The organism is Nonomuraea sp. NPDC049695 (genome assembly GCF_040674955.1).
Taxonomy (GTDB): Bacteria; Actinomycetota; Actinomycetes; order Streptosporangiales; family Streptosporangiaceae; genus Nonomuraea; species Nonomuraea helvata.
The window spans coordinates 26,021-43,014 of sequence record NZ_JBFANV010000018.1 but is presented as its reverse complement, the minus strand read 5'-3'; the positions used below and the strand labels follow the sequence as shown (position 1 = coordinate 43,014).

Below are 16,994 nucleotides of genomic sequence, written 5' to 3'. Positions count from 1 at the left end.
GGACAGTGGAATTGGCATCCGGCCCGCTTCGACTTCAAATGCTTACAAGACAATTTTTGCTTGTCAATAAGATGGAGGGTGGTAAACAAAAGAGCAGGACAATGTCGTTCACTGTCCACATTCATCCGCTATCGTCCCAGTACAGAGCCATAGAGCAGTGATCGACCGGGCGCATTTCACAATTCCTCCCGGCCGCCCGGAAAAGCGGGCCGTTATGCTTTTCACCGAGAGGGGATGAAGGACTCGTGACGGAAGGCGGGAGACGCGAAGCCCCTTATCTCTCGACGCCGGTCTTCGTCACCGGGCTCGTCGTCATCACCGCGACGGTGGCCACGCTGGACATCCTCACGAGCACGGCGGTCCGGCTGTTCCCGCTGCTGATCTTCCTGCCCGGGATCGTCGCCGGACTGGGCACGGTCCGGCAGACGGTCCTGGCGTCGGCGTGGGTGACGCTGGTGGTGGCCGGGCTCGGCACCTACCTGGGCGCCGAGCTGGACGACGAACTGCTGGCGGTCGGCTTCACCGCCGCGTTCGGGGGGCTGGCCGTGCTCGGCTGCCGCTACCGCGTGCGGCGCGAGGAGGAGGTGCGCCGGCTGCGTTCGGCGGCCTCCGCCCTGCAGCGGCTGATCGTGCGCCCGCTGCCGCTGCGCACCGCCGACGTGGTCGTCGACGGCCTCTACCAGCCGGTGGAGGAGGAGCCGATGGTGGGCGGCGACATGTACGAGGTGGCCGTCTCCCAGCACGGCACCCGCGTGCTCATCGCCGACGTGCAGGGCAAGGGACTGCCCGCGATCGGGACCGCGCTGGCGGTGCTGGGGTCGTTCAGGGAGGCCGCGTACCGCGAGGACACCCTGAACGGCGTCGTGGACGCGCTGGAGAAGGCCGTGGTCAGGCAGAACACCTTCGCCGCCACCACCGGGGAGCCGGAGCGCCTGGTCACCGCCCTCGTGCTCGACATCGGCGCGGGGCTGGGCGTCGAAGCGGTCAACTGCGGGCACATCGTCCCGTACATGATCCACTACGGCGTCGCGCGGCAGGTGCGCCTCGGGGATCCGTCCGTGCCGCTCGGCGTGGCGGCGCTGACCACGGAGCCGCGGACGAGCGCGCGGTTCGCGTTCCCGCCGGGCGCGACGCTGGTGCTGTGCACCGACGGCGTCACCGAGGCCCGCGACCCGGGGGGCGCCTTCTACCCGCTGGCCGAGCGCCTGCGCGCGTGGGCGTCCGACCCGCCCGACAGCCTCGCCCATGTGCTGGGCGCCGACGTGCGCGCCTTCACCAGGACTGACCCGCGCGACGACATCGCGATCGTCACTCTGCGCAGGCGGCGGGCGCGCGACGACAGGTCATGAACCGGCCACTCCGACGGCGCGTACCTACACACATCGGACATGTTCCATGGAGGTGTCGTGGAGCTCAGCCTCTTGCGGGCACAGGCTCACAGCCCGTCGTTCTTTTCACTGATGCGCGCCTCGTCGGGAGAGCGCGCGCCGGTCGACTTCTGCATTCCGTGCAACCCGTACTTCCCGACCCCGGAGATCTTCGATCACCTTGGGAGGAACCTGGAGACGATCCTCAAGTTCTATCCGAGCGACGCGGGCACGATCACCGAGGAGCTCTGCGCCACGTTGGGGCTCCACCCCAAGACGGTCGCCATGGGCAACGGGTCGACCGAGCTGATCACCTGGATCGACCACCTGCTGGTGCGCGAGAGCCTGGCGGTGCCCATCCCCACTTTCGGCCGCTGGACCGACCAGCCGCTGGAGACGGGCAAGCGGGTGGACATGTACCCGTTGATGGAGAGCCGCAACTTCACGCTGGACGTGAACGACTACGTGTCGTTCATCCGCATGCGCGGCTCCCGGGTGGCGGTGATCTGCAACCCCAACAACCCCGACGGGGGCTACCTGCCCAGGCACGAGGTCCTGCGCCTGCTCGACGAGCTGATCGACCTGGATCTGGTGATCGTGGACGAGTCGTTCGGCGACTTCGTGGACGCCGAGCCGTACCCGGGGCTGGCGGCGGAGGCGGCGGTCCGGCCGAACGTGATCGTGCTGCGCAGCCTGGGCAAGAACTTCGGCCTGCACGGCATCCGCTTCGGCTACATGGTCGCGAACCCGGCGCTGGCCGCCCGCGTGCGCGACGCGCTGCCCAAGTGGAACCTGAACTCGTTCGCCGAGGTCGTGGTGTTCATGATGCGGCAGTTCATGCCCGAGTACCAGGAGAGCCTCAAGCGGGTGAGCCACGACAGGCGGGCGATGTTCAAGCAGCTCAGCACCATGCCGGGGCTGTCGGTGTTCGCCTCGCAGGGCAACTTCCTGCTGATCAAGCTGCCGCCCGGGTACGACGGGGTGCCGCTGCGCGACCACCTGCTCAGCGAGCACGGCGTGTACGTCCGCGAGTGCGGCAACAAGCTGGGCACGACGAGCCAGTTCATCCGCCTGGTCGTGCGGCCCCAGGACGACGTGCGGCGGCTGCTCATCGGCCTGACGCAGTTCCTGTACTCGGGCAGCCTCCACGAGGTCCCGGTGATCGGGCTGCACCACCGGCACGCCAATCCGTTGTCCGCATAGGAGTCGTATAGCGTACGGTACGATGTACGGAACCCATGAAATGTCCGGGGCGCGCTGTAGGCTGTCCCGGCTTTCCCCCCGTACGGCATGAACATCAGACGATGGAAGGGTTCCGTGGCCGTCTCCAGCCGCCAGGCCAGCACCGCTCAGCACCGTGATCACAGCGCCGCCGACAGCCACGACCTCATCCAGGTCCGCGGCGCCAGGGAGAACAACCTCAAGGGCGTCTCCCTCGACCTCCCCAAGCGCCGGCTCAGCGTCTTCACCGGCGTGTCCGGCTCCGGCAAGTCCTCGCTCGTCTTCGACACGATCGCCGCGGAGTCGCGCCGGCTGATCGACGAGACGTACACCGCGTTCATCCAGTCGTTCATGCCGAGCCTGGCCCGTCCCGACGTGGACGCGCTGCACAACCTCAGCGCGGCGATCATCGTCGACCAGGAGCGGATGGGCGCCAACCCCCGCTCGACGGTGGGCACCGCCACCGACGCGCACACCATGCTGCGGCTGCTGTTCAGCCGGATCGGCGAGCCCTATGTCGGCCCCGCCTACGCCTTCAGCTTCAACCGGGCCGAGGGCATGTGCCCGCAGTGCGAGGGGCTGGGCAAGGCGTCGGAGATCGACGTGGACGCGCTGGTCGACAGGGAGCTGTCGCTGAACGAAGGGGCGATCAAGGTCCCCGGCTTCCCGGTGGACAGCTGGCAGTGGCAGGTCCTGGCCAACTCCGGCCTGTACGACCCCGCCGTCAAGCTGAAGGACTTCACCCCCGAGCAGTGGGAGGACTTCCTTCACAAGCCGCCCGTCAAGCTCAAGTACGGCACCAACAACTTCACCTACGAGGGGCTCGCGAGCAAGGTCAGGCGGACCTACCTCGGCAAGGACCTGGAGTCGATGCAGCCGGGGGCGCGGGCGTTCGCCGAACGGGCGATCAAGCTGACCGTCTGCCCTTCCTGCGGCGGCTCCCGGATCAACGAGGCCGCCCGCTCGGCCAGGATCGACGGGCTGAACATCGCCGAGTGCGCGGCCATGCAGATCAACGACCTGTCCGGCTTCATCCGCGGCATCGGCAACGCCGCGGTCGGCCCGGTGCTGGACGGGCTGCACTCGACGCTGGACTCGCTCGTGGAGATCGGTCTCGGCTACCTGAGCCTGGACCGTGAGTCCGGCACGCTGTCGGGCGGCGAGGCACAGCGGGTGAAGATGGTGCGGCATCTCAACTCCAGCCTCACCGACGTCACCTACGTCTTCGACGAGCCGACGGCCGGGCTGCACCCGCACGACATCCAGCGGATGAACACCCTGCTGCTCCAGCTCCGCGACAAGGGCAACACGGTGCTCGTGGTCGAGCACAAGCCGGAGCTGATCGAGATCGCCGACCACGTGGTCGACCTGGGCCCGGGTGCGGGCACGGCCGGCGGGAGCATCTGCTACGCGGGGGACCTCGACGGGCTGCGCGCCTCCGACACGCTCACCGGCCGCTATCTCGACCACCGGGTAGGCCTGCGGGAGCGCTTCCGCGAGCCGGCCGGGCACCTGTCGATCAAGGGTGCCACCCTGCACAACCTGCGCGACGTGAGCGTGGACATCCCGCTCGGCGTGCTCACCGTGGTCACCGGCGTGGCCGGGTCGGGCAAGAGCTCGCTGATCCACGGCTACGTCGCGGGCCGCGAGGGCGTGGTCATGGCCGACCAGTCGCCGATCCGCGGCTCGCGCAGGAGCAACCCGGCCACCTACACCGGGCTGCTCGACCCGGTCCGCGCGGCGTTCGCCAAGGCCAACGGGGTCAAGCCGGGCCTGTTCAGCGCCAACTCCGAAGGCGCCTGCCCCGCCTGCAAGGGCATCGGCCTGATCTACACGGACCTGGCGATGATGGCCGGGGTGGCGTCGGTGTGCGAGGAGTGCGAGGGCAAGCGGTTCACGCCGAAGGTGCTGACGTACACGCTGCGCGGCAAGAACATCAGCGAGGTGCTCGCCATGCCGGTGGCCGAGGCCCGCGAGTTCTTCACCGAACGGCAGGCCCGCACGATCCTCGACCGCATGGTCGCGGTCGGCCTCGGCTACCTGGGCCTGGGCCAGCCGCTCACCACGCTGTCGGGCGGCGAGCGGCAGCGGCTCAAGCTCGCCATCCACATGGCCAAGAACGGCACCACGTACGTGCTGGACGAGCCCACCACGGGCCTGCACCTGGCGGACGTGGACCAGCTCCTGGCGCTGCTCGACCGCCTGGTGGACGACGGCAACACGGTCATCGTGATCGAGCACCACCAGGCCGTCATGGCCCACGCCGACTGGATCATCGACCTGGGCCCTGGAGCCGGTCACGACGGCGGCCAGGTGGTCTTCTCCGGCACCCCCGGCGAGCTGGTCGCCACCGGCACCTCGCTCACGGCGATCCACCTGCGCGACTACGTGGCCAAGCCCTGACCCCGTCCGCCGCTCAGGAGCGGCGGGCGGTCTCAGACGGCCAGGCGGGCCAGGACGCGGGCGAACTCCGGCGGGGGCGCCACCACGAGCCGGGTCTGGCCGTCCTGGGCGACGATGTCGGCCCTGATGTGCGTCAGCCGCTGCTCGTGCCACCAGTGCACCTGGGAGCTGAGCCCGTCCGTGCGTGCCGCGTGCACCCGCAGCCGCTCGATCGCCCGTACCACGCCGATCCCGTCCACCGGGTGCACGAGCAGCGTGTACGGGTCGGGCAGCACCACGAGCACCCCGTCGGAGGGAACGGGCAGGTACTCGCCCAGCCACCGCAGATGGGTGGCGGCCGACGGCGTCATGGCGGTCAGCCGGGTCACCGGCGTGCCCGACAGCTCGATGGACTCGACCTCCAGCCGCTCCTCGCGGCGGACGTTCGCGACGGCCAGGTCGAGCGCCTGCGCGGTGGGCACGGGCCAGCACCCGGCCTGCTCGGGCCGTACGGCGCGCGAGCCCACGAAGAGCAGCTCCACCAGGTCGGCGTTGAGGTGGCGGCCCACCACGCGGGTCAGGTCGGCCACCTCGTCCACGGCCTCCACGCGGGTCCGGATCAGCGGCCCGGCCTGCTCGAGGTCGCAGACGTCCAGCCGCTCCCCCGCCGTGGCCACGGCGTGCGACAGGTGCTCGGAGACCAGCGTGGGCCAGTCCTCCCTGGCCCGGCGCCCGGCCTCACGGCGCAGGCCCGTGAGCCTGACCACCAGCTCCATGTCGCCACGGAGCGTCACGGAGCCGCCGTCAGCGGCGAACTCGAAGGAGTATCCGAGGGACTCGGCGACGAGCGCGAGCAGCGAATCGAGATCGACGTCCTCGACCGGCCGGCGTGAGGGCTCTCGGTGTCGCCTGAACAAACTCACGCGCCATGTCCCTTTCTGTCGGATTCGTCCCTTCTACCTTGCCTGCTCCCCATCACCGACAATGGCAGCTAGGGAGCACGATTCGGTATCGATAACCCCAAGTCTCCCCAGCCACACGCTCATCTGCGGTGACCCGTGCCCCACCGGAAGCCCCGCGAGAACGGGGACGCCGAGCCCGCAGAGCCGGTCCTCGAGCACCGGGTACGGATCGCCGCAGTCGACCCACGAGCCGAGCGCGATCCCGCGCACCCCGTCGAGCGCCCCCGCCTGCAGGAGCTGGGTGAGCATCCGGTCGATCCGGTACGGCTCCTCCCCGATGTCCTCCAGGAACGCGAGCTTGCCCGCGAACGACGGCTGCCACCGCGTGCCGCACATCGAGGCAAGCAGCGACAGGTTCCCCCCGGCCAGCACGCCCTCGGCCCGCCCCTGGACCAGCGCCCGCTCGCCCTGGACCGGCTCCTGCGCGCCGAACAGCGCCGCCTGCAGGCTCTGCCAGCTGCGCGGCTCGGGCCCCTTCTCGCCGGCCAGGATGTCGCAGGCCGCCATCGGCCCGTGCAGCGTGGAGACGCCCAGCTCGGCGGCGAACGCGTTGTGCAGCGCCGTGATGTCGCTCGACCCGAGGAGCACCTTGGGCCCGGCCGCCCGCATGGCGTCCCAGTCGAGCAGGTCCAGGAGCCGGGCGGCGCCGTACCCGCCCCTGCAGCAGAACACCGCGGAGACGGCGGGGTCGCACCAGGCGGTCTGCAGGTCGGCGGCCCTGGCGGCGTCGTCGCCCGCCAGGTAGTCGAGCCGCTGGCGGTCGAGCGCGTGCGCGCCGACCACGACCTTCAGCCCGAGACCCTCCAGACGCTCGACGCCGCGCATGAGCAGCGCCGCGTTGGGCGGCCCCGACGGCGAGACGACCGCGACGGTGTCACCGGGTCGCATCGATCAACTCCTCGATTGGCTCGTTCGCGTGGAAACGATTGGCTCATCCACGTGGAAAACGGTGTCACACTTGTGCTCCAGTATGCGACTTCCGCCCCACATACTCGTCGTCAACGGCATCAAGGTCCGCCGGCCGGTCTTCCTGGTCGGAGCGCCGCACTCCGGCACGGACCTGCTCGCCCGCGCCCTGAAAAGATCCCCTGGCTTCCACGTGACGATGGGCCGCGCGAGCGTGGCGCACGTGGTGTACGCCTTCGCCAGGAAGCCGTCCATCGGCCGGACCTCCGGCGCCGTACGCGTCATGCGCGACGCGCTGGCCGAGTCGTGGCAGGTGCTGCCCGGATCCTGCGGCTGGTGCGCCGAGTCGTGCAGGGACGCGGGCGGCGTCACCGGGAGCGGCCCCTGCGTGTCCACGAGCGAGATCACCAGGTTCGGCGACGGCAGCCCCGACCTGCTCTACAGCGCTCCCGTGCTGCTCCAGGCCTTCCCCGACGCGCGGTTCGTGCAGCTCATCCGCGACGGCAGGGACGTGGTGGCCGGCATGCTCGCCGATCCGGACTGCCTGGCCTGGTTCAAGCCGGCGATGCTGTCGGAGCAGACCGAGTTCCCCAACGCGTTCCTCGGCGTCAACAAGGACGAGCACCTCGAGCGGTGGAAGGGCATGCCGGCGGCGGGCAAGAGCGCGCTGCGCTGGCGCAGCGCCGTCCGCCTGAGCGCCGAGCTGCGCAGGACGCTGCCCGAGGAGCAGCTCCTGACGCTGCGCTACGAGGACCTGCTGCAGAAGCCGGCGCAGTCGGTGGCCACGCTGGCGGAGTTTCTGGAGACGCGGGTGTCCAAGGTCGTCCTGTACGACACCGCCGTCCCCAAGGTCGGCGCCTGGCGCACCAAGCTCAGATCGGCCGACCTGGAGCTCGTGGAGAAGGTGGCCAGGGAGGAGCTCAAGCGCCTGGGCTACCTGAGGAAGTGAACTGGGTGCGGTAGAGCTCGGCGTAGAGGCCGCCGCGGGCCAGCAGCTCCTCGTGGCGCCCCCGCTCGGCGATGCGGCCCTCGTGGATCACGAGGATCTCGTCGGCCTCCCTGATCGTGGAGAGCCGGTGCGCGATCACCAGCGACGTGCGGCCCTCCAACGCGGTCTTCAGCGCCACCTGCACGGCCGCCTCCGACTCCGAGTCGAGGTGGGCGGTGGCCTCGTCGAGCACGACCACGCGGGGCGCCTTGAGCAGCAGCCTGGCCAGCGCGAGGCGCTGCTTCTCGCCCCCGGAAAGCCGGTAGCCGCGGTCGCCGACGACCGTCTCGAGCCGGTCGGGCAGGCCCTCGATGAGGTCGCCGATCTGCGCGGCCCTGAGAGCCTCCCAGATCTCCTCGTCGCTCGCCCCCGGCCTGGCGTAACGGAGGTTGGCTCCGATCGTGTCATGGAAGAGATGAGCGTCCTGCATGACCACTCCGACGGTGTCGCGCAGGGAGGCGAGGGTGGCGTCGCGCACGTCGAGCCCGTTGATCCGCACCGCGCCCTCGTTGACGTCGTACAGGCGGGACACCAGGGACGTGATGGTCGTCTTGCCCGCGCCCGAGTGGCCGACCAGGGCGACGAGCCGTCCCGGCTCGGCGGTGAACGAGATGCCCTTGAGCACGGGGTACGACGGGCCGCTGTCCTGCCTGGCCACCGACTCCAGCGAGGCCAGCGAGACCTCCTCGGCGGCCGGGTAGCGGAAGCGCACGTCGTCGAACTCGATGGTCACGGGCCCGTCCGGAACGGCGGTCGCGCCCGGCTTCTCCGCCACCATGGGCTTGAGGTCGAGGATCTCGAAGACCCGGTCGAAGCTCACGAGGGCGGTCATCACGTCGATGTGCACGTTGGACAGGGACGTGAGCGGGCCGTACAGGCGCATCAGGAGCGCGGCCAGGGCCACCAGCGTGCCCAGCTCGAAGACGCCGGAGACCGACAGCACGCCGCCGATGCCGTACACGAGGGCAGTGGCGAGCGCGGCGACGAGCCCGAGCGCGACCCTGAACACCGTGCCGTACATGCCGACCGTCACGCCCACGTCGCGCACCCGGGCGGCCCTGTGGCCGAACACCTCGGCGTCGTCCTCCGGGCGGCCGTAGAGCTTGGCGACCATCGCCCCGGCCACGTTGAACCGCTCGGTGGTGACCGAGCTCATCTCGGCGTCGAGCTGCATCTGCTCGCGGGTCAGCGCCGACATGCGCCGCCCGACGAACTTGGCGGGCACGATGAAGATCGGCAGCAGCACCAGCGCCACCAGCGTCACCTGCCACGACAGCGCCAGCATCGCGCCCAGCACGAGCACCAGACTGACCACGTTGGAGACCACGGACGACAGGGTGCTCGTCAGCGCCCGCTGCGCGCCGATCACGTCGGTGTTGAGCCTGCTGACCAGCGCGCCGGTCTGGGCCCGCATGAAGAACGCCACCGGCATGCGCTGCACGTGGTCGAACACCTCGGTGCGCAGGTCGTAGATCAGGCCCTCGCCGATGCGCGCGGAGAACCACCGCTGCACCAGCGTCAGCCCGGCGTCCACCAGCGCCAGCGCGCCGATCGTCACGGCCAGGCCGACCACGACGCCCGGCCGCCTGGCCAGGATGCCGTCGTCGATGATCGCCTTCATCAGCAGCGGGTTGGCGATCACGATCACCGCGCCGGCCACGACGAGCAGCAGGAACGCGGCGATGTGCGTGCGGTGCGGCTTGGCGTAGCGCACGATGCGGCGGACCGTGCCGGGCCGTAGCCGCTGCTTGGCCACCGAGTCGTCGCGCCGCAGGGACGCCATCGTGTGGGGACCGAAGCCCCCTCCCATCATCGTCATTCGGGGGATCCTCCTCCTCCCCCGGACTCAGCGTCGCCGTCGCGCCTGGCGATTCCCCCGTCCGCTCACCGCGAAACCCGCCCCTGGCCCACACAACGGACCCCACACCACAAAGGCGGCAAATCCCCTCTTACCCCGGCAGAGACGGAAGCCACGCCGTCGGTCGGGTCAGCCGAAGATGGCTTTGATGCGGGCTGCCTGTTCGAGCCCCTCGGCGACGCACTGCTCCTCCAGGGTGCGGCCCTGCGCCCCCTGGAGGAGTCGCTTCGTCGCGACCGCCGCGTCCCGGTTCACGGCAAGCAGCTGCGCGACCTTGTCTCGTACCGCTTGATCCAGGTCGCCCCCGGCGACCACTTGCTCAGCGAGGCCGATGCGCATGGCCTCGTCCGCGTGCACGGTCCTGGCGGTCAGGCAGATGTCGATCGCCTTGGCCAGGCCCACCAGCTCGACCAGGGGCTTGGTCCCCGTCAGGTCGGGCACCAGGCCCAGTGCGGGCTCCTTCATGCAGAAGGAGACATCGTCGGCCACGATCCGCAGATCACAGGAGAGCGCGAGCTGGAACCCCGCACCGATCGCGTGCCCCTGCACTGCGGCGATGGAAACGATCTCCGGGCGGCGCAGCCACAGAAATCCCGCCTGTGCCTGCCGGATGCGCTGCTCGAAGGTTGCGTCGTCGCTCTTGGCCGCCGAGCTGAACGAGCCCTGTCCGGGCACCCCCTCAGATGTGAACATTCGCAGGTCGATCCCTGCCGAGAAGGACGGTCCCTCACCTTTCACGACGACTACGCGCACCTGCTCGGGCAGGCTCTCGCCGATCCGAGCCAGCGCCGACCATGTCGCGAACGTCTGAGCGTTGCGCTTTTCCGGCCGGTCCAGCGTGATCGTCGCTATCTCACCGTCCACCTCGAAGCGGACTCCGCCCTCCGCCGCAACGGAGACCTCGTCCGTATACCCCCCGCGCTGTCGCGCCTGCGCTCCCGCCATCGCCCGCTCCCTTCAGTCCTGGTCGCGCAAGGGGTGCGCGCCCAGTGGGCTGACCGTCGCGCCCGAGCCTACAGAATGTCGTTCTGGCCCGGGCGCGACGGATGGCTGACTAGGGACGGGCGGCTGCGGTCGCACGTTCCGAGGCGGCCGTCAGCGCTTGGACTTGCCTCGGGTCGCCCCGCCGCGCCCGCGCAGAGTCACTCCGGACTCGCTCAGGATGCGGTGGATGAACCCGTAAGACCGACCGGTAGAAGCGGCCAGGGCGCGAATGCTCTCGCCCGCGGCGTAGCGCTTCTTGAGATCGCCGGCCAGTTTTTCCCGGTCGGCCCCGGTGACCCGGGTGCCCTTCTTCAGTGTCTCGGCCACGAGTACCTCCTGTAGTGCCGGACTTCCGCAGCGTTACTCCGCCATGATCAGTCATTTCAGCGGGATCGGCTACCTACTCCACGGGAAAAGATCCGTACCCACTCAAATTAAGATCAGGCAAGTGCCACAAGATCGGAAAATTCGTCGCTCCATGCGTCTTCAGTTCCGTCAGGTAGCAAGATCACCCTATCCGGTGACAGGGCGTCAACGGCACCCTCGTCATGTGTGACTAGGACGATTGCTCCTGAATACGACCTCAGAGCATTGAGAACCTGCTCGCGGCTGACCGGATCGAGGTTGTTCGTGGGCTCGTCGAGAAGGAGGACATTGGCGCTCGAGAGCACCAGTTGCGCGAGCGCCAGCCGGGTCTTCTCCCCGCCGGACAGCACCCCAGCGGGCTTGTCGACGTCGTCGCCCGTGAACAGGAAGGAGCCGAGCACCTTGCGCAGCTCGGTGTCGGTGAACTCGCCGCCGGCCGAGCGCATGTTCTCCAGCAGGGTGCGGCCGGCGTCGAGGGTCTCGTGCTCCTGGGCGTAGTAGCCGATCTTGAGTCCGTGGCCGGGACGGATCTCGCCCGTGTCGGGCGTCTCGATGCCGCCGAGCAGGCGCAGCAGCGTGGTCTTGCCGGCGCCGTTCAGGCCCAGGATGACGACCCGGTGACCTCGGTCGATGGCCACGCTGACGTCGGTGAAGACCTCCAGCGAGCCGTACGCCTTGGACAGCCCCTCGGCCGTGAGCGGGGTGCGCCCGCACGGCTGCGGCTGGGGGAAGCGCAGCCGCGCCACTTTGTCGCTTTGACGCTCTTCCTCGGTGCCCGACAGCAACCGGTGCGCACGCCGCATCATGTCCTGGGCGGCCTTGGCCTTGGTGGCCTTGGCCCGCATCTTGTCGGCCTGCGCGAGCAGCGCACCCGCCTGTTTCTCGGCGTTGGCGCGCTCGCGCTTCCTGCGCTTCTCGTCGGTCTCGCGCTGGGCGAGGTACGCCTTCCAGCCCACGTTGTAGTGGTCGATCACCGAACGGTTGGCGTCGAGGTGCAGGACCTTGTTGACCGTCGCTTCAAGAAGACCGACGTCGTGGCTGATGATCACCAACCCACCTTGATGGGATCGCAAAAAATCACGAAGCCACCCGATTGAGTCGGCATCTAGGTGGTTTGTCGGCTCGTCGAGAAGGAGAGTTTCCGCCCCGCTGAAAAGAATTCGCGCCAATTCCACGCGCCTGCGCTGACCGCCGGAAAGCGTTTGCAACGGCTGCGACAGCACGCGGTCCGGCAGTCCGAGGCTGGAGGCGATGGAGGCCGCCTCGGCCTCGGCCGCGTATCCGCCCAGGACGTGCATCTGGTCCTCGAGCCTGCCGTACTGCCTGACCGCCTTCTCCCGCGTGCGGTCGTCGGCGGAGGACATGCCGAGCTCGGCCTGACGCAGCTTGCGCAGCACCTCGTCCAGGCCGCGCGCCGACAGGATGCGGTCGCGGGCGAGCACCTGCAGGTCACCGGTGCGCGGGTCCTGGGGGAGGTAGCCCACGTTGCCGGTGGTGGTGACGGTGCCCGCGGCCGGCAGGCCCTCGCCCGCCAGCACCTTGGTCAAGGTCGTCTTGCCGGCGCCGTTGCGGCCGACGAGCCCGATCTTGTCGCCCGGGTTGACCCGGAACGAGGCTTTCTCAATGAGCAGCCGCGCGCCCGCGCGCAGCTCGATGTCACTGGCGATGATCATATTGGCGGAACACTCCCGAGCTAGGAAAACGGAGGATTGGGGCGTACGACGCCAGATCAATCGGGAGTATGCATAGACATCAGTGTAGGGCCCCGGCCGGGGGCCCCACCTCTGGTTAACGCCCTGCCAGGTGCTTGCCGATCAGGGCCAGGTTGTGGATGGCGGCCAGGCCGTACTGGCTGGCGTCGTTCGTGCTCACGAACGGCGCCTCCCGCACGGGAGACAGCACGTGCGGCCCGTCCACCGGGGTCAGGCGCCAGTCCTTCTGCCGTTGCAACCCGTTGCGGTTGAGCTGGTCGCCCTCGTCCACGGAGAACTTCCGCCACGCCCAGGCCGCCAGTTCGGCGTCCCCGGTGCGGGCGGCCGCGTACGCGGTGAGCCTGCTGTGCGCCTGGATCAGCGAGATCCCGCTCAGCCGCTCCCCCACCTCGGCCTCCTGCTGCTCAGGCGTCGCGAGGTAGAGCCGGCAGTACTGCAGCCACGCCTGCTCGAACCCCGGCACGTCCAGGTCGAGCGCGATCAGCTCGGCGCACATCTCCGGCAGACCGAACAGCGACGACAGATGCGAGACGGAGATCTTGTCGCGCGAGGTGTCGAACCGTCCGGTCGCCAGGTCGAGCCGGGCCTCGCCGGTCAGGAAGCCGTGCGGCAGCGCCCCGATGTCGGCCATCGTGCCCAGCAACCGGTCCCTGGCCCGCTCGTCGCCGTGCCGCTCCCAGCGCGTCAGCCACGCGGCGGCCAGCGACCCCCAGTCTGTCCCGAGGCCGACCGACAGCGCCGACGGGTCCGGGGTGTAGACGTCCTCGCGCACCTTGCGCGTGGGGTCGATGACCACGAACGTCTCCTCGGGCGTGCTCAGCTCGTCCAGCAGGTCGCCCGTGCGCTCGTCGGCCGTCAGGTAGTAGTAGAACCGGCGGTAGGCGGCGTTGGAGATGCGCAGCTGCTTGCAGCTGCACCCCCAGTGCTGCACGTTGTGCCTGGTGCCCAGGCCCTTCCACCTGCCGGCGTGGTAGACGTCGACCTCGCCGGTGTGGCGGGTCATCGACTCGGCGAAGCGGAAGACGTCCGATCTTCCCGTGCGCAGGTACTGCAGCCACAGCCACAGGTCGGGCGAGAGCTCGGAGTTGTCCCAGGCGTAGCCGCCCACGTCGTAGCGCCAGGTGTGGCGGTCCGGGTCGTAGGTGTGCATCACGTCGCCGTAGTCCCAGAAGCCGTACCACCTGCGCTGCTCGCGCTCGCGCACGTACAGGTCGAACAGGAAGTCCAGGCGGTCCTCGATCTCGGCGTGCGCGGGCGTGGAGCGGTCGGGCAGCTCCCACACGCCGAACACGCCGGCCTCGCGCATCCGCGAGGGGCTGACGGCCGGCAGTCCCGGCTGGTTCATCGCGGCCGCGTGCTCCGCGAGGGCCCGCGACGCCGGCGTGGCGTCGTGGGCGCGCAGGGTCAGCTCGTGCGTGCGTGCCACGCCGTGGGCGTCGCCGAAGCCGGGCTCGTAGTCCTCGTACGTGACCTCCAGGCCCTCGAGCTGCTCGGCGAACGTGTCCTGGCCCATGCCGTCGTGGTAGAAGCGCACGTCCATGGCCGGCGCGGACGGCGACCACATCCAGACGGTCACGGTGGCCAGGTCAGTGGCCGCGTTCCTGATGTCGAGGCGGGTGGGGTGCAGGCGCCAGAAGTCGCGCAGCCCGAAGCCGAGGCCGCCGCTGACGCCGCCGACGTAGCCGTACCCGGCCGAGCGGGTGCCCGAGGGGATCGTCACCCAGGCGTGGCCAGGCGCGGTGCGCTTGCGCAGCGTGAAGCCGTCGGCGGAGCCCTGGTCGAGCGTGTAGTCGTTCCAGGCGGGGATGAGGTGCAGGCGGCCGGCGACGTCGGGGGCGATCTCGCCGGCCGGGCGGCCCTCGACCTGGGCCCGGCGTGCGGGCTCGCCGGGGTCGCGGCGCAGCCCGGTCAGGCCGCGCACGGCCTCGGTGAGGAAGCCGCCGCTGCCGGCCAGGCGTACGTGCCGGTCGTGCGGCTCGTCGCGCATGACCACGTCGGCGCGGAGCCCGAGCCCGGCCAGGAAGTCGCGCTCGGGATCGCCGTCCCAGACGAACGTGTGCATGATCCGCACCTGTTCGGCGCCCGCGTGGAAGTACAGGCGCACGGTGAACGGCAGCCAGTCGCCGTGCCTGCCCTCCAGCCGGACCACGGCACGCAGCGGCCCGTCCTGCTCGACCGTGACCGCGGCGACGTGCCCGGTGGTCTCCGAGCGTGCGACCGGGCCGCCCTCGTCGGGCGTGGGCTCGCTCTGGCGGAGGCTGACCAGGCGGACGTCCCTGGCGATCTCGCGGCTCCCGCGCGAGATCGAGCGGGCCAGCGTGCCGCCGGACTCCTCGATCGTCCAGGTGACCACGCCGGTGCTCACGGTGAGCAGACCCTTTTCACGGACGACGGTGACAGGCGTATCCGTTGTGGCGGGCTCGCGTCCCGGCTCGATCCGGTACGCGTACGCGGCCGGCTGCGCGCCGATCGCGTGGGCCGACCACTTGACCGAGCCGTCCGGCCAGGTGGCGGTCACCCAGCTCTGCACGGGCACCTCGCGCCCGTCCGCGTCGGCCAGCGCGAACGGCGCGTCCCGCTCGACCGTGCCGCGCGGCCACGGAACCCCCCAGGTCACCCCCTGCTCTCCTGGTCGGTCCAGCCAGCGGAGTGCGGTCACGAGGCCTCCTTCGTCGGCCTCGCGACCAAGGTGCTGTGTCTCATTGTTCACTCGCTTCGCTCGCTCACGCAGTGATCTCCTTCAGTCGTTCGGCGACGATCGCGGCCACCTCGTCGGCGCCGCGGAAGCTGAAGTGGGTGTCGTCGGCCACCCCGTCGGGGTAGAGCGGGTGCCGTCCCGGCGGGAAGTGCGTGAACAGCGCCTTGGAGCCGTCGGGGCCGAGCCGCTCGTACAGCTCGGTCGTGGCGGCGGTCAGGTCGATCAGCGGCACGTCCTCGGCGGCGGCCAGCGCGCGCACCCGGTCGGGACAGTCGCCGTGCGTGGGCACCAGCCGCTCCCCCTCGAACCTGCGCCGCTGCACCGGCGTGCAGAGCACCGCCAGCGCCCCCGCCCCGCGCGCCTCCTCGACGAAGGCGCGCAGGTTCTCCTGGTACGGGATCGCGGGATCCTTCTGGTCGTTGTGCCCGAACTGGATCACGACCGTGTCTCCCGGCACGACCTCGAGCAGCAGCGCCGCCCACAGCCCCTCGGCCCGGTGGCTGGCCGTGGTGGCGCCGCCCTTGGCGAGGTTGCGCACGGGCGCGCCCACGTACGGGCCGAGCTGCGCTCCCCACCCGGACATGGGCGCCTCCCACGCCGGGCACGAGGCGACCGTCGAGTCACCTGCCAGCAGGATGGCGCGGGTCACTCCTTGACGCCCCCGATCAGCACGCCCTTGGTGAAGTGCTTCTGCAGGAACGGGTAGAAGAACAGGATCGGCAGCGTGGCGATCACCACGACCGCGAACTTGAGCCCCTGCTCCGGCGGCACGAACGTCCTGTCCATGTTCGCCAGCGCGTCGGCCTGGTCGGCGCTGGTCAGCTGGCGCACCAGGACCTGCAGCGTCCATTTGCTGGGGTCGGTGATGTACAGCAGCGGCGACATGTAGTCGTTCCAGATGCCCACCGCGTAGAACAGCGCGAAGGTCGCGATGATCGGTTTCGACAGCGGCAGGACGATCTTGAAGAAGACGCCCATCTCGTTGCAGCCGTCGATGCGCGCCGCCTCCTCCAGCGCCTGCGGCAGCTCCTGGAAGAAGCTCTTCACGATGATCAGGTAGAACGGGTTGATCGCCAGCGGCAGGATCAGCGCCCAGTAGCTGTCCAGCAGCCCCATGTCGCGCACCACCAGGTAGGTGGGGATCATGCCGCCGGAGAAGACCAGCGTGAAGATCACCAGGTTGAGCACGAGCGTCCGGCCCGGCAGGTACCGCTTGGCCAGCGGATACGCCATGCTGAACGTCAGCACCAGCTGCACCACCGTGCCGACCGCCGTCACGACGATCGTCGTGAGCAGGGCGCGCACGAAGGTGGGGGTGGAGAAGATGAACGTGTACGTGTCCGTGACGAACTTCTCCGGCCACAGGAAGAACGGCCGCGAGGAGATCTCCGCCTCGCTCGCGAAGGACCCCGCCAGCACGTACAGCAGCGGCAGCACCGTGACCAGCGCCAGGCCGACGAGTACGGCGACGTTGATCACGTCGAACACCCGGCTGCCCACGGTGCTGTATTCGGTGTTCAGCTTCTTGTGCTTCATGCTGTTCATATCCA

13 protein-coding genes are annotated in these 16,994 nt (G+C 69.7%); 4 read left to right on the top strand and 9 right to left on the bottom strand.

The genetic code is table 11. From position 1 onward, the window contains the following. Window positions 1–245 precede the first annotated feature (245 nt). From AB0J64_RS18130 to AB0J64_RS18120, 3 genes are all read left to right on the top strand, one after another. Entirely contained in the window at window positions 246–1,349 is a 1,104-nt protein-coding gene (locus AB0J64_RS18130; protein ID WP_364027987.1) for a PP2C family protein-serine/threonine phosphatase, read from the top strand. Between the two features lie 57 nt (window positions 1,350–1,406). Further along, entirely contained in the window at window positions 1,407–2,570 is a 1,164-nt protein-coding gene (locus tag AB0J64_RS18125) for a histidinol-phosphate transaminase (protein WP_364027984.1), read from the top strand. Between the two features lie 114 nt (window positions 2,571–2,684). Then, a complete protein-coding gene (locus AB0J64_RS18120) occupies window positions 2,685–4,991 on the top strand; it encodes an excinuclease ABC subunit UvrA (RefSeq protein WP_364027981.1) in 2,307 nt (768 codons plus the stop codon). A gap of 32 nt (window positions 4,992–5,023) precedes the next feature. Here the strand turns inward: AB0J64_RS18120 and AB0J64_RS18115 are convergent, their stop codons facing one another. Together AB0J64_RS18115 and AB0J64_RS18110 are read right to left on the bottom strand one after the other, a co-directional pair. Then, window positions 5,024–5,893 (bottom strand): hypothetical protein, encoded by an 870-nt coding sequence (locus AB0J64_RS18115; protein ID WP_364027978.1) that lies wholly within the window; start codon window positions 5,891–5,893, stop codon window positions 5,024–5,026. Window positions 5,894–5,926: 33 nt separating this feature from the next. Then, window positions 5,927–6,820 (bottom strand): LD-carboxypeptidase, encoded by an 894-nt coding sequence (locus tag AB0J64_RS18110; RefSeq protein WP_364027975.1) that lies wholly within the window; start codon window positions 6,818–6,820, stop codon window positions 5,927–5,929. Window positions 6,821–6,902: 82 nt separating this feature from the next. Here AB0J64_RS18110 and AB0J64_RS18105 point away from each other — a divergent pair, with 82 nt between their 5' ends. Beyond that, window positions 6,903–7,787 (top strand): sulfotransferase, encoded by an 885-nt coding sequence (locus AB0J64_RS18105; RefSeq protein ID WP_364027972.1) that lies wholly within the window; start codon window positions 6,903–6,905, stop codon window positions 7,785–7,787. On the opposite strand, the gene AB0J64_RS18100 is transcribed toward AB0J64_RS18105, so the two are convergent. The 7 genes from AB0J64_RS18100 to AB0J64_RS18070 form a co-directional block, all read right to left on the bottom strand. Continuing rightward, a complete protein-coding gene (locus tag AB0J64_RS18100; protein ID WP_364027969.1) occupies window positions 7,759–9,645 on the bottom strand; it encodes an ABC transporter ATP-binding protein in 1,887 nt (628 codons plus the stop codon). The two genes, AB0J64_RS18105 and AB0J64_RS18100, sit on opposite strands and share 29 nt — an antisense overlap. A 168-nt stretch (window positions 9,646–9,813) precedes the next feature. Beyond that, entirely contained in the window at window positions 9,814–10,629 is an 816-nt protein-coding gene (locus tag AB0J64_RS18095; protein ID WP_364027966.1) for an enoyl-CoA hydratase/isomerase family protein, read from the bottom strand. Window positions 10,630–10,779: 150 nt separating this feature from the next. Beyond that, window positions 10,780–10,995, bottom strand: coding sequence for a helix-turn-helix domain-containing protein (locus AB0J64_RS18090; protein WP_020547488.1), 216 nt, complete (start codon window positions 10,993–10,995; stop codon window positions 10,780–10,782). A 113-nt stretch (window positions 10,996–11,108) separates the two neighbouring features. Continuing rightward, window positions 11,109–12,707, bottom strand: a complete 1,599-nt coding sequence (abc-f, locus tag AB0J64_RS18085; protein ID WP_364027963.1) for a ribosomal protection-like ABC-F family protein — start codon at window positions 12,705–12,707, stop codon at window positions 11,109–11,111. 115 nt (window positions 12,708–12,822) lie between these two features. Continuing rightward, window positions 12,823–15,405, bottom strand: a complete 2,583-nt coding sequence (locus AB0J64_RS18080) for a Tat pathway signal sequence domain protein (RefSeq protein WP_364027960.1) — start codon at window positions 15,403–15,405, stop codon at window positions 12,823–12,825. Between the two features lie 64 nt (window positions 15,406–15,469). Next, on the bottom strand, window positions 15,470–16,093 hold the full coding sequence (locus AB0J64_RS18075) for a rhamnogalacturonan acetylesterase (RefSeq protein ID WP_364027957.1): 624 nt from the start codon (window positions 16,091–16,093) through the stop codon (window positions 15,470–15,472). Next, on the bottom strand, window positions 16,090–16,989 hold the full coding sequence (locus AB0J64_RS18070) for a carbohydrate ABC transporter permease (RefSeq protein WP_364027954.1): 900 nt from the start codon (window positions 16,987–16,989) through the stop codon (window positions 16,090–16,092). The genes AB0J64_RS18075 and AB0J64_RS18070 overlap by 4 nt, the downstream gene beginning before the upstream one ends. Window positions 16,990–16,994 lie beyond the last annotated feature (5 nt).